Genomic DNA, 14,179 nt, shown 5'->3' with positions numbered 1-14,179 from the left:
CCCGTTCCCGTTCGGGCGACTGTAGTCAGAAATTAAAGGTTTGGGTTCGGTTATCATTAGAAACGTTCCCAACATTGCCGCCATAATTTTTATCTACTGTGTTCGTAAAATTCTGGATAATAGAGGGTTGAGATTTAACAGCATCCGCCACTGCCTCTACAGCTTGAGCAATTTCAGGATCTTTCTTCGCCGCTTCCTCTACTTGCTGCCCAATGAGATCAGCTTGACCATAATCTAAAGCTTGTGTTTTAGCCTGTTCGATAACCTTCGCCGTGCTAGGTTCCTTGCGTTTCAGCAAAACTAACAACTTTTCGCCTTCGTTCCAAGCCTTTTCGCTGATGATTTCCCCAGTTTTTTCAAAGGCTTTGGTGATTACCAGAGTGGCGATCGCACCTGCTGTCAGTGATACTGGCTCCATAAGTTTGTAAAAACATACGAGATTTTACTTATGGCTCTTAGTTTAACAGAGTTGTACATAATTTCTGACTTCTGACTCCTGAATTCTGTTTAGATAAAACAAATAAAGGGACGACTCCAACAGTTGAAATCGTCCCTTTAAACTTATAAAAGTGAAATATTCTTTATCTGCTTACCCGTGCAGGTTCAACCCACTCATCCCAAGAGCTATCGTAGCCATCATAAGTAATTTTATAAAGATCGTTACTAACTTCTAAAACCTGCCCTGGATACCATTTTCCCTTCCACAAAATTCTCACTGCATCTCCAGCTTGAAATGATGCCCGAAAGCGTGCAGTGCCAACCCATTCATCCCAGGAACTATCATAACCATCGTAGGTAATATAGCACTTGTCATCATTAACCTTAAGTACCGTTGCCGGATACCATGATTCTTTCCAAAGAACCTCAGCCTTTTGTCCTACAGAACAGGGTGAAGCAGCAAAAGCGCTAGGTATTAATGTTCCTACCCAAGTTGCTATGAATATAGCGCCAAACAATACTTTATTTTTCATGATTTTTTCTATCCTCAAACAGTAAAACCAAATTTTGATGGTGATTTCTGGAAATCTACTTCAAAATTTGCAACTAACTGTTACTATTTTTGTGGTATTTGTTTAGCGATCGCCTCAGCAAAAATTATGAATTTCTGCCGCCGAATGTGAAGATAGCACCGCAGAATTCCGCATTTAAAAATAACGGTAGTTACTGATTTTACGAATTTGACATAAATACCCCTTACCCTAAATCCCTCTCCCAAGCTTGGGAGAAGGGGTTGGGAGATCGGGGCTTTTGATTCATACAAGAGTTCTATTTTTTAATTCCCCTTTCTAAATCTAAGCTCATAAATTCCGAGCAAACCTGCTGCTACTAGCAAAGGTAAGAAATAGTAGACTCCCCGATAAGCTAACATTGAACCCAAAACTGCCGCCGCCGAAACTTTTGAAGATAGAATCAGCAAAATTATAGTTTCAAATACTCCCAAACCACCGGGAACATTACTAACTACACCTGCAAACATCGCTAGTAAATAAATTCCCAAAAAGTCTAAATATGACAAAGATATATTGCTAGGAAGTAAAGCATAAAGAACTGCTGCCGCCAGAATCCAGTCAAAACTAGAAATTGCTATTTGAGCCAGGGATATTTTCAAAGAAGGAAATCGAAATTCATGTCTACGAATGATTAATGGTTGTTTGATAAAAATACTTCCTAGTAAATAAGTTGCAACTAATAGCAGAAAAATTCCGCCGATGGGACGCACAGTAGCAAAAGGTAAATGTAATTGAGTGGGAATCTTCAGGGGGTTGATGATAAATAAGAAACCTGCAACGGCAAACATTCCCAACCAAAAAGTAAAATTGGCGAAAGCAATTACTTGAGCGATCGCCACTGCTGACACTCCCCAACTAGCATAAAATCGATAACGGATAGCACTGCCAGTTAGCAAGGCAAAACCGATGGTATTACTAAATGCAGAGCTAATAAAGTTAGTGAAAGCTATCTTATTCCAACTTAAAGAACGATTAATGTAGTTAAAACCTAAGATATCGTATCCAATCATCACTAGATAGCCCAAAGCTGTCAGCCAAATTGCCCAACTTACGCGACTTTTGGGAATAGCAGCTAAAGAATTGAGGATATCACGATAATTATACTCACGTAATTCGTTAGCGATCGCCAACAGGGAAAGCACCAGCAGCAACAAGCCAAACAAAGAACTGAAATTCAGTTGCAGCTTTTTAAGCATAGTAAAGAAACTTATCCTAACCTTGACTTTTAATTTACAACCAGTCGTAAAGTTTCCATTCTGTTGACACAGCGTTGACATATCATTTGCATAAGATTTTGAAAACAAGCAACGACTACCTCATGCTCAATTCCCTTCAAAGATGAACTACAAACAATCTAAAACTCTCTTGCTATTTTCAGTGTTAACTCTAGTTAGCTGTAATTTTTACCAAAGTGTCGTTGCAAAACCACCGCAACAGCAGGATTTACAAACAACGCCTTCCGTTGTTCCAACTCAGCGCAATACTAGCAACTCAGAAACTCTCCTAACCTACAAAATTGAAACCTACGATAGTCAAGCAATGGGTGCAAGTCGCACTTATGGCGTTTCTTTACCTCCTGGCTATGAGCAAAACCCCAAACAAAGGTATCCTGTAATCTTTCTCCTCCACGGTGGACATGGTAATCCCAGTGATTGGTTTATTCAGAATAAGGGACAAGCTCTCAAGACTGTAGAACAACTTTATACTACAGGTAAGTTGCCACCCAGCATCATCATTACACCAGATGGCAACGACAAACGTGGCTCTAGTCCCTACCGAGATCCAGAATATTTCGATGGCCCTAATGGTAAAGTCTCTACAGCCGTAGGCGATGAGTTAGTAAAAGTTGTGCAAAGCCGTTATCGCACAATAAATAATCCAAATTTTTGGGCGATAGGTGGTTTATCTTCTGGTGGTTGGGGAGCAATGAATGTCGGATTACACAACCTGGATCGTTTCTCGATTTTATTTAGTCATAGTGGTTATTTTAATGATAAAAGTGGCCCAGCAAATAGCCCAATATTTTATATTAAAACCATTCCTATACAAGCTCAAAAAAGGTTAAAAATCTACCTGGATTCGGGTACATCAGATATTGATGAACTCAAGGAAGCAGAACAATTTAGTAAAGTACTAAATCAACTGAAAATTTATAATTCATTTCGTCAGTTTCCTGGTAGTCACACTTGGCAGTACTGGCGGAAGCATTTAGCAGATTCATTAACATTTGTCGGCGAACAATTTCGAGCTTCAGAAACAGCAAATATGGCTGATAAAACTTTAAGTATTAATCATAAAAAAATGCTCAAAATAATTAACAATCCATAGTATAGCCGCAGTTACACAGGTTAGAACCTTTGGAAAGGTGAATGCTAGAGTTAGCAATAGTTTTACCTCCAGCAAGAACTGCTATAAAATGTCTAAGCTAGTAGTCTGCCAACCCAAAAATGCGCTTGTGAGAAGGAAAGAGGGGAAAAGGTTAAAGGTTAAAGGGAAAGGGAAAATTCCATTTCTTTCCCCTTTCCCCCTTCCCCTTTCCCCCTTCCACCCTCCCCTTATCCCCTTCTTGGGACCCCACCTTCCCCTTTACCCCGCTTGCGTTCGCTTGGCGAACTACTAGTAGAAATAATATTATTTTGCCAACCAGTTAATACTTTAAAACCACAGTTAAAAAGTATACTGACATTTGTAAAATATTCATTATAGTAAGTTCTAATGGAGGTAATTTTTTTTAAGTTAAAAGAATATAAAGAATATGAAAATTTCTAAATTTTTAATTGCCTTAGTAGGAGCGATCGCACTCCTGGCTAGCGCTGGTTATTATTATGTATTCATTTTAGGTGCGCCACAACTAGACCCACCCCAAGAAGAGGCAAATACCGGGCTAAAGTTTCAATTAGCAACCTTCAACTCCCAAGCGATGGGTACAGTCCGTAACTACGGCGTGATTTTGCCCCCTAGTTATAGCAAAAATCCCCAAAAGCGCTACCCTGTGATATTCTTACTACACGGGGGTCATGATGATGCTCGTGCTTATGCTGATAAATACGCACTTTTAGATGTATTGCATGAACTTTATCAAAGTAGAAAATTACCGCCATCGATTGTGATTACACCTGATGGTAATGATAATCGCGGTTCTAGTCCTTTATACGACCCCGATTACTTTGATGGGCCGAATGGCAAAATGGGGACTTTGATTGGTTCAGAATTAGTACAAGTTGTCAAGTCGCGCTACCGCACTTTGGAAGAACCCCAATTTTGGGCGCTAGGAGGTCTATCTTCTGGAGGATGGGGTGCATTTAATATTGGATTACGCTATCTCAATAACTTTCAGATTTTGTTTAGCCATAGCGGTTACTTTACTGATGACAGCGGTTCACAAAATAGTCCTCAACAAATTGTGCAACAGCTACCAGTTAAAGATAGGAAGCGATTGCGTGTTTACCTAGATGCGGGTGTGAACGATCCTAATTTGTTAGCCTCTACCAAAGCCTTTAACGAAACCTTAAATAAATTAGGGATTGCTCACGTATTTTATGCATTTCCTGGCGGTCATGGTTTGTCTGGTGCTAATGTAGGCTGGAACTACTTCCACAAACACCTTAAAGATTCACTCTCTTATGTCGGAGAACAGTTTAAAAAGTCAAAGTAGAGACGCGATTAATCGCGTCTGTACAGGAGTTAAGAGTTTTAACGCCAAAACAAATGACAAGTAACAAATACTTCTCTACGAGAGGCTGCGCCAACGGCTTCGCTCAGTACAAGTGACCAATGACAAATGCTTCTCTACGAGAGGCTGCGCCAACGACTACGCTCAGTACAAGTGACAAATGACAAATAATTTAAAAACTCAGATTGGACTTTGGAGTGCAGCTTTTCTAACAGGTTTAGTCGGAGTAGTAAATTTATTATCAGCCGTGACACCTAACCTGTATGGACGGAATCAGTGGTTAAAGGAATTTTTACCATTTGAAATTCGTGCCAGCGGTCATATATTTGCAGCATTGACTGGGTTTGTTTTATTAACACTTGCTACTAATTTATTACGCCGTAAAAAAATAGCCTGGTTACTTACCATTGGTTTACTAATAATTTCCATTTTCAGCCATTTGCTGAAAGGATTGGACTATGAAGAGAGTCTACTCTCTGGAGTTTTGCTGCTGCAATTAATCTTGATGCGGCATTATTTCACGGCGCAATCAGACCGTCCTTCGATTGCACGGGGAGTCAGAGTGCTGATAGGCGCTTTATTATTTACTCTGGCATACGGAACTATTGGATTTTACTTGTTAGACGGGAAATTTTCAGAGAATTTTAATTGGCGGGAAGCGATAGTTCAGACTTTGGCAATGTTCTTCACCGAGGATAATTGGGGACTGCAACCAAAAAGTAGATTTGGGGAATTTTTTGCTAATTCTATCTATATTATTGCCGCAGGTACTTTTACTTATGCAATAGTAATGCTGTTGCAACCTGTGTTTTGGCGCAATCTAGCAACTACAAATGAGCGACGAAGAGTTAAAGAAATTGTCGAGCAATATGGATGTTCTTCTTTAGCAGCGCTCACTCTCTTAAATGATAAAAGTTATTATTTCAGTCCTTCGGGTAATAGTGTAATTGCTTATGTTCCCAAAGGACGGGGCGCGATCGCCTTGGGAGATCCCATCGGCCCCATTGAAGACCGCAAAGAGACAATTATTGCTTTCCAACAGTTTTGTCAGCGTAATGACTGGTATCCTGGTTTTTACCAAACTATGCCCGATGATATTGAGCTTTATAAATCGTTGGGGTTTAAGGTACTCAAGATTGGAGAGGAAGCGATCGTTGACTTAAAAAGTTTTACCTTACAAGGTAAAGCCGGTAAAAACTTTAGACCATCAATCAGTCGGTTAACTAAGCTAGGATACCAAATCGACTTTTACCAACCACCAATCGCTAATGATTTATTGCATCGGCTCAAATCTGTGAGTGATGAATGGCTAAAAATGGTACAAGGTTCAGAAAAACAATTTTCTTTGGGTTGGTTTGACGAAGCTTACCTGCGAGAGTGCGAGATTGCTGTGGTGCATAATCCTGAAGGTGAGATTAGCGCCTTTGCCAACATTATCCGAGAGTATCAACTTAACGAAGCGACTATTGACATGATGCGACATCGCTCATCTCTTGAAAATGGCACAATGGACTTTCTATTTATTTCCCTGCTCCAGCATTTTAAAGAGAATGGGTACGACAGCTTTAATTTCGGTCTTTCTGCACTTGCTGGAGTTGGAGACAACCCGGAATCGCGCCGCTTGGAGAAAGTATTGCACTATCTTTACGAGCATTTGAATCGTTTCTACAACTTCAAAGGACTGCACGCCTACAAAGACAAGTTCCGTCCCCGTTGGGAACCGCGTTACTTGGTTTACCCCAGTTTAGCTGCCTTACCAGATGTAGTTGTAGCATTGATTCGCGCAGATTCAGGCGATCGCCTCTTCGATTATTTCAAACCCGGAGCCTAAATGTAGACTCAAAACAAAGCAATATCTACCAGCGGCTACGCCTACACAGCTTGTTCTTTGTATAATACAATTGTACTATAAACTTAGGCAAGCTGTTCTTCGCTTTACCTAAATTCCTAGCGAATAGACTCAAAACTTACTTTGCGCTCCTCTGCGGTATACTCTGCGCTCCTTTGCGTTTAAACTTAAACCCTCAATTGCCCGCGAACTTACCATTAAATTTTACACGGTTATAACAGCTTATTTGGGAAAATTAATAGGCTTCAATAACTGTCACTATAAAAGATTCTTGACCTTTATATGCAAGGTGGCAATATGACAAAGAATCAGATTTCTTTAGTAGAACTAATCAAAATTTTTGCCGAATATCGCAATAATATTATTATCAACATCAAACACCTACAAGAATATTATCAAAGAACAGGTGTTAAGCGTATTAGAGGCATTAGAAACGAAAATGGAGAACTGTTACAACCTTGGTTTACAACAGAATATATAGATAATGCTGAGTACGTCGATCTGGGCGAGTTTAAGTTTAGCCGCAACACTGCTACTATCAATATGCTTGTCAAACGTAGAGTTAAACTTATAAAATTTGAAGATCAAACTCCTACTATTGAAGTAGCAGGATTGTTAGTAAATGACCTCAACACCTTTAATAATTATACAATTGTAAGTGACGGCAAAATCAATGTAAATTCATTAAAAGTCAAAATTAGCAGTAAAAAAGTCTTTGATTTACTCAAACAAAAAGGCATACTAAACGCAGAAGAATTTGATTTTCGGGCAGAATATACGATTCAGTTAGATAAATTGCCACTTGTAGCTGCTAATAGTCGTTACAGCAATATTGATGGACTATTCAATGAACTCGCAGAAATTAAAATCTTGACTAGTATTATTTCTGCTCACTTAAAAAAGGAATCAGATGTATTTATCGAGGCGCAGTTAGATGAGTTTAAAAAGCACTATCTATCTAAGAATACTTACATCAACTTTCCTACAACCAATGAATACACTGATATCAGCGAAGCTTTAGCTAATGGTACTATTGACTCCAAATTGAGTTATAAAATCGATATCGGCAGTCAAGATATTCTGAATTTGAGTAAATTACCTTCTGCTAACAAGTTTCTCAATAGAATGTATCGCCTTTATGACAAAGAAACCGGAGAAATTATCATGAATCCGAGTTTCGAGATGGCATTTAATCAGAATCTCGCTGTGAGGCACAGATTACTGTCATCCCGTACCAAGATTACAAAAGCTGACGAATTGATGAAACCAATTTTTGATGATTTTCTTGGGCTTGAGCAAAATGGCATTGTTGAAGGTATTCTTCAGAAAGTTGGTGCTGATAGTTTAGCGCAGTTATTGCGGGACAAACAAGCTGGTAAGCAAATCGGCAAAGAGGAAATGGTTTTAGTTTTAACAGTGGCAAATAAAAAGTTAGAAAAATATGCAGAAAATATCTACCAAGATAAAATATCTCCTTTGGTATTTTACATTGGTTGTACTGGACTCTTGCCAGATCAAATGAAAGCCAAAACTATGACTGCTGACGAAGCTGCTGCGAAATACCCAAATTTGCAATTTTCTAAAAATGAGCAAGAAGGCAGTTTTTTTGCAGTTGGTGATAGTATTATCAGTATCTATACCAAAACAGAATATTACAGTAAAGTTCTTTATGCCATTACAGATAATTAGATTATTTAGCAATTATAATTTTTGCTGATTACACAGGAGTGGCACAAATAGTTGTGTCACTACAAATATATATTATGAATTTAATTGATAACTACTGGAAAAACCTCATAGAAAATCCCAAAAGATTAAAGGTTTTTAGCATTTTTGCACTTCTTTATTGTCAAGCAGTAAATGTCGAATAGGAATCTCAATTATAAATGTTGCTCCTTCTCCTAGAGATGAAATACATCGCAGTTGACCCTGATGTTTTTCTGTGACAATTTGATAACTAATTGACATCCCTAAACCAGTTCCCTTACCTACTACTTTAGTTGTAAAGAAGGGATCGAATAGACGTTGTTGAATTTCTTGTGACATTCCCACTCCATTGTCAGCAATCTCAATAGCAACCCAATCTGAGTTGAGTAACTCAGTGCGAATAGTGATTTGTGGATTACAACTTGACTCCTGGTTATTGACATATAACTCTTCCAAAGCATCGATCGCGTTAGTAATAATATTCATAAACACCTGGTTAAGTTGACCAGCGTAACACTCTATTAGAGGAAGTTGAGCATACTCTTTAATAATTTGAATTTGGGAACTGTCAGGTTTGGCTTTGAGGCGGTTTTGCAGAATCATTAGCGTACTATCAATACCGCTATGAACATTCACTGCTTTCATTTCTGCTTCATCCAGTCGTGAGAAGTTCCGCAACGACAGTACAATGTTGCGAATGCGATCGCTTCCCATTTGCATAGAATCTAGCAGTTTTTGTAGGTCTTGAATGACAAAATCTAACTCGATTGCTTCTATTACTTCCTGAATCAATGGTGTTGGATGAGGATATTCTTTTTGGTAAAGTTGCAGTATTTTTAGCAATTGTTGGATGTATTCTTTAGCATGAGTAATATTGCCATTAATAAAGCTAATGGGATTATTAATTTCGTGAGCTACACCCGCAACTAATTGTCCTAAAGAAGACATTTTTTCTGTTTGAATTAGTTGTGCTTGGGTCTTTTGTAATTGTTCAAGGGTTTCTTGAAGTTGTTGATTTTTTTGAGTTAATTCCTGCTCCCTTTGTCGCAAAGCAGCCTCGGCTTTTTTGACAGCAGTGATATCTAAACCCATTTCCACAACCATCGGCTCACCATTTATATCCTTGAATGGATAATCGTAAATCTGATATACCCGGCCTGTTTTACTATCCACCCATTCCCAAAGTTGCGGAGCATTACTATCAAAAACACGAAAGGTAGGACATTCAGGACAAGGTTGTTTTAATCCGGCGATCGCTTCGTAACAACGTTTCCCTGTGGGGTCTCCAAATACCTCGCAAAAGCGTTGGTTATAAAATCCCACCCCATAATCCTTGGGTTGCAGATAGAGAAAAGCTGGTAACTGATTGAGTAGGTTATAAAGGCTTTCCCGTTCAGTTTGTAGCGCTTCTATTCGCCGCAGTTGTTGGCTAATGTCTTTACCTACTGCATAAATGAGTCCTTTTTGAGAAGTTGATAAACTCCAACACAACCACCGATAACTACCATCTTTATGAAGATAACGGCTGTCCCATTGCAACTGTTGCTGTGGTTCCGTTGGCAAGTGACTGATTGTGATATCATCTGGATGCACTAATCCCAGCCACGGATGCCCGATTAAGTTTTCCGCTTTCCATCCCAATACTTGTTCCCATGCTGGATTAACTTGTTGGTAAAAACCATCTTGTCCGATGATACAAAATAGATCAGATGAAAGGTTAAAAAAGTCTTCCAGATCAAACACAGTAATCTTGCCACTCAAGTTGTGTCTTTAAGGTAACTAAGCATATCCACTAACTTCAATGTTAAGATTACTGAAGTAATCACTATCCAATACTTTTCAGTATTCTTTTAAAAGACTGTAAATATAAGCACCATTTTTAGGGATTCCCTAAAATACAGGTAGAGCTTGGACTAATTACAGAAGAAATTGACCTTGTGGGTGAAGACATCAAAACAATAACACTACCTATAATCTGTAAAGACAATAACAAAATAATACTGTAATAAATAATTTTTAAATCTTTATTAATGATTTGAAAATAGCGCTCTACAAAGGAAGAATAACCTGCAATTCCCACAGAGCCAAAACTTCCAATGATTAATAATCTCATCAATAATTCAATGGAAGAGGTAAATGGCGATCGCTCCCGATCCAAACAGGTCATAAAATTACCTTTTTCAATTACAAAATTTCCTAACACGGAGTTAAATAGCTCTGGTTGCACAACCATTAATTGTGGACTTATTTCGTAAGGATATTTAACTAAATGATTATTTATAGAATGCCATTTATTACTATATTGACCTATAGATAATGTACTCGCCATTGATTCTCCAGATGGTAGAAGCATAGCAGTAATACTCAAGGCAATACTAGTAGCAGCAACCACAAATTTTTGCTTGATTTCCATTTAAATTTTCCTTGCTTTTGCCTAAATATTTGCTGTTTAAATCCCCAATCCTGACCGGATAAAAAAATCAGCAATCCTACCAAGTCCGATGCCAAAACCCGGAACTATAAATAGAACCATCATGGCAAAAAGTCCAAATTGAGTATATTTCAATGGTTTTAGCTGAGGAAAAATTTCACTGAAGACATGAAAGCCGTCGAGTGGTGGAATCGGCAAAAGATTAAACAAAAATAAGGTCAAATTTATCCGAGCTGCTAGGTAAAGAAATTCGGCACTGAATAGTCCTGAAAGACTCAAATTAGCGAGAATTTTAAGCATCATAATAAATAAAATACCTAAAGCCAGATTTGATATTGGCCCAGCAGCGGATACCAAAATATTGCCTAGCTTACCTGAGCGAAACTTGGATGGATTGACGGGCATTTGTCCCCAAGCTATACCCATGAGACAGAGAAAGATGAGAGATTCTTGACCCATATGAACTACAGGATTAAGCGTCAGATGACCAGTTTGTTCTGGAGTGTCATCTCCCTGACTCATCGCAGCCCAGCCGTGAGCAAGTTCATGCAAAGTGATGGAGAATATAACAATTACAACGATTCTGAAAAAATGAATCGGGTTTGTGATTAGTGTTTCGATAAACATACGTTACTAAATTTTGGTAATGCCCTATCTACGTAATAACAAAATAATGGTATAAATTTTACTAAGGTTGGTACTTAAATAGCTACTGTAATTTTTGGTATATTTTATAAATTAAAATTTACTACTTATATTAATCTCAGTTGATTTTATAGCTTAAAAAAAAGTAGTTCATAACACTTTAAGGATTTTAAAACCTGGGAATAACTACGTATTTATTTTATTTTTTAGTATCTAAAAACTTAATTGGTTAGCTATAGACTTAATTAAATGTATAAAAAAATACTTGTATGCGCAAAATCACAAATCACAAATAGATGAGCTTTATTTGTGTCTAACTGCATCTATAGTTTTATGTTTCTTGACTCAAAACAGAGTCGCTATTGTCTTGTTATTTGGGTATATCATGCAAAGTTAATTTTATTACCTGATATAGCAATAGATTTACTAATAATCTTTAAGAAAATTACGCAGAAATCAGCTTCAATGAGACAATCTGACCTAATCTTCTCAACCTAAAGGAAGACATGAACGATCGCACAAAGGCTCTCCAGGCTCTCGCCGCTGAACGTTGGCGGGTATCCCTGATTCTCAGTGGAGCCATGATGTTTATTTACTTTGGCTTTATCCTATTAATCGCGTTCAATAAACCTCTGCTGGGGTCATTAGTAGTTCCTGGTCTCAGCTTGGGAATTTTACTAGGGGCGCTGGTAATTGTCTCAGCATGGGTATTAATTTTTATCTATGTGCGTTGGGCAAATAGTAGTTATGACGACCAAATTGCAAGGCTGACACGCAAGTGAAAATGGGCATGGAGCATGGGGATAAGGGAGAAATCAATTCAAAATTCACGCATTCAAAATTCACGCATTCAAAAATTTTAGAACTTCTGCCTCTTGCGTCCTCTTTCCCAATACCCAATGCTCAATAGCTATTAGCAATTTCTAGTCCCAAATTCAAAAATACTAAACCAAAAAAGCATGAATAGTGTGTGGTTCGATCTGCCACTAGCGGCGGATATTACCAGTCTTGGTAAGTTTAACCCATTGGCGATCGCTTTCTTTTTTCTGTTTGTTGTAAGTTCTTTAGGCATTACCTATTGGGCGGCAAAGCTCACCAAAAATACGGCACAGTTCTATACAGCTGGTGGTAAAATCAGCGGTTTCCAAAATGGGCTGGCCTTGGCTGGAGACTTTATGAGTGCAGCTAGCTTTTTAGGTATCGCTGGGCTGGTGGCACTCAATGGCTTTGACGGCTTAATTTATTCTATCGGCTTCCTGGTGGGCTGGCCGATTGTCATGTTCCTAATTGCCGAACCACTGCGTAACTTAGGTAAATACACTTTTGCCGATGTAGTGGCTTTTCGCTTGCAGCAAAAACCTGTACGTATCGCATCTGCAATTGGAACGCTAGTAGTAATTAGCTTTTACTTAATTGCCCAGATGGTAGGTGCTGGGGAATTAATCAAACTATTGTTTGGCTTTGATTATGAATTAGCTGTGGTCATCGTCGGTTGTGTGATGATGGCTTATGTGATTTTTGGCGGGATGATTGCCACCACTTGGGTACAAATTATCAAAGCAGTTTTGTTGCTCGGCGGAACTGTTTTACTAGCTATCTTGGTACTGGCACGATTTGGTTTTAACCCGATCGCTCTTTTCGCTGCTGCATCCCAGAAGTATACAGGTGTATTAGCTCCGGGCAAACTGGTTTCCGATCCCTTTGATGCTATCTCCTTGGGGATGTCGTTGATGTTCGGCACTGCTGGATTACCCCACATTCTCATGCGTTTCTACACAGTACCCGACGCCAAAGCAGCGCGGCTCTCTGTTACTTATGCCACAGCTATTATTGGCCTCTTTTATCTCCTTACCTTCATTCTGGGCTTTGGAGCGATGGTGTTAGTAGGTCAAGATGCCATCAAGCAAATTGGTACTGGTGGTAATATGGCTGCACCAATGTTGGCAGAATTTCTCGGTGGCGATGCTTTCTTAGGTTTTATCGCGGCTGTTTCCTTTGCAACGATTTTGGCAGTTGTCGCTGGGTTGACACTCTCAGGTGCAGCTGCATTGTCTCATGATTTGTGGGTAAATGTGGTGCGCTCTGGCCATGCTGACGAGTCAGAACAACTGAAGGTGGCTCGCGGTGCAACAATGCTTTTGGGGTTAGTGGCGATATTCTTGGGCATCTTGTTTAAAGGACAAAATGTCGCTTATATGGTAGGTTTAGCATTTGCGATCGCTGCGAGTGCAAACTTCCCAGCATTGCTCTTATCCATGCTTTGGCGACGCTTCACTACCAATGGTGCGGTTGCAAGTATGTTAGTAGGAACTGTCTCCTCTTTAGTGCTGATTTATTTATCACCTACTATTCAAGTAACGATTCTCAAGCACGCTTCTGCACCCTTTCCCCTCAAAAATCCTGGATTAATCAGTATCCCACTGGCGTTTATTGTGGCGATTGTCGTTTCACTGTTGAGTACTGAACAGCTGGCACAGGAAAAATTTGCAGAAGTTGAAGATCGCATTCACATTGGTTCTGGGATGTGATTTTGTCATTGGGCATTGGGCATTGGGCATTAGGTTCCCCCTGCCCCCTGCTCCCTGCCTTTCAAGGGCAGGCTTTTAGGCTTTCGATAAATAGTTGAGAATGTTCTCAATTATTGAACGTAGTTTTAAGTTCTCAGACAATGGTTTTGGTTTTAAAATCCCAAAAATTTGTCTAATCAAAAAAACCTGCCCCAGAAAGCTGCTCCCTGCCCCCTGCTCCCTGCCTTTCAAGGGCAGGCTTTTAGGCTTTCGATAAATAGTTGAGAATGTTCTCAATTATTGAACGTAGTTTTAAGTTCTCAGACAATGGTTTTGGTTTTAAAATCCCAAAAATTT

General features: G+C 39.1%; 12 protein-coding genes. 6 read left to right on the top strand and 6 right to left on the bottom strand.

Features of this window, described 5'->3' with window-relative positions; all coding sequences use genetic code 11:
- Positions 1–25: 25 nt before the first annotated feature.
- The 3 genes from NSTC731_RS17310 to NSTC731_RS17300 form a co-directional block, all read right to left on the bottom strand.
- On the bottom strand, positions 26–418 hold the full coding sequence (locus NSTC731_RS17310; RefSeq protein ID WP_445631869.1) for a hypothetical protein: 393 nt from the start codon (positions 416–418) through the stop codon (positions 26–28).
- Between the two features lie 163 nt (positions 419–581).
- Positions 582–971, bottom strand: a complete 390-nt coding sequence (locus NSTC731_RS17305) for an agenet domain-containing protein (RefSeq protein WP_445631868.1) — start codon at positions 969–971, stop codon at positions 582–584.
- A gap of 302 nt (positions 972–1,273) precedes the next feature.
- Positions 1,274–2,206, bottom strand: coding sequence for a lysylphosphatidylglycerol synthase domain-containing protein (locus NSTC731_RS17300; RefSeq protein ID WP_445631867.1), 933 nt, complete (start codon positions 2,204–2,206; stop codon positions 1,274–1,276).
- A gap of 142 nt (positions 2,207–2,348) precedes the next feature.
- Here NSTC731_RS17300 and NSTC731_RS17295 point away from each other — a divergent pair, with 142 nt between their 5' ends.
- From NSTC731_RS17295 to NSTC731_RS17280, 4 genes are all read left to right on the top strand, one after another.
- Positions 2,349–3,338, top strand: coding sequence for an alpha/beta hydrolase (locus NSTC731_RS17295; protein WP_445631866.1), 990 nt, complete (start codon positions 2,349–2,351; stop codon positions 3,336–3,338).
- A 427-nt stretch (positions 3,339–3,765) separates the two neighbouring features.
- Positions 3,766–4,665 (top strand): alpha/beta hydrolase, encoded by a 900-nt coding sequence (locus NSTC731_RS17290; RefSeq protein WP_445631865.1) that lies wholly within the window; start codon positions 3,766–3,768, stop codon positions 4,663–4,665.
- A gap of 178 nt (positions 4,666–4,843) precedes the next feature.
- A complete protein-coding gene (locus NSTC731_RS17285; protein ID WP_445631864.1) occupies positions 4,844–6,514 on the top strand; it encodes a phosphatidylglycerol lysyltransferase domain-containing protein in 1,671 nt (556 codons plus the stop codon).
- Positions 6,515–6,829: 315 nt separating this feature from the next.
- Entirely contained in the window at positions 6,830–8,221 is a 1,392-nt protein-coding gene (locus tag NSTC731_RS17280; protein WP_445631863.1) for a hypothetical protein, read from the top strand.
- A 135-nt stretch (positions 8,222–8,356) separates the two neighbouring features.
- Here the strand turns inward: NSTC731_RS17280 and NSTC731_RS17275 are convergent, their stop codons facing one another.
- The 3 genes from NSTC731_RS17275 to NSTC731_RS17265 all read right to left on the bottom strand — a co-directional run bounded on the left by NSTC731_RS17275 (position 8,357) and on the right by NSTC731_RS17265 (position 11,297).
- Complete coding sequence (locus NSTC731_RS17275) at positions 8,357–9,982, bottom strand: PAS domain-containing sensor histidine kinase (protein ID WP_445631862.1); 1,626 nt, start codon at positions 9,980–9,982, stop codon at positions 8,357–8,359.
- Positions 9,983–10,118: 136 nt separating this feature from the next.
- Positions 10,119–10,652 (bottom strand): hypothetical protein, encoded by a 534-nt coding sequence (locus NSTC731_RS17270; RefSeq protein ID WP_445631861.1) that lies wholly within the window; start codon positions 10,650–10,652, stop codon positions 10,119–10,121.
- 36 nt (positions 10,653–10,688) lie between these two features.
- Entirely contained in the window at positions 10,689–11,297 is a 609-nt protein-coding gene (locus tag NSTC731_RS17265) for a site-2 protease family protein (protein ID WP_445631860.1), read from the bottom strand.
- Positions 11,298–11,821: 524 nt separating this feature from the next.
- On the opposite strand from NSTC731_RS17265, the gene NSTC731_RS17260 reads away from it, so the two are divergent.
- Together NSTC731_RS17260 and NSTC731_RS17255 are read left to right on the top strand one after the other, a co-directional pair.
- Entirely contained in the window at positions 11,822–12,097 is a 276-nt protein-coding gene (locus NSTC731_RS17260; protein WP_096536625.1) for a DUF485 domain-containing protein, read from the top strand.
- A gap of 177 nt (positions 12,098–12,274) precedes the next feature.
- Positions 12,275–13,843 (top strand): sodium:solute symporter family transporter, encoded by a 1,569-nt coding sequence (locus NSTC731_RS17255; protein ID WP_445631859.1) that lies wholly within the window; start codon positions 12,275–12,277, stop codon positions 13,841–13,843.
- Positions 13,844–14,179 lie beyond the last annotated feature (336 nt).

This window comes from Nostoc sp. DSM 114167 (genome assembly GCF_052692655.1).
This window is presented reverse-complemented; position numbering and strand designations above follow the sequence as displayed.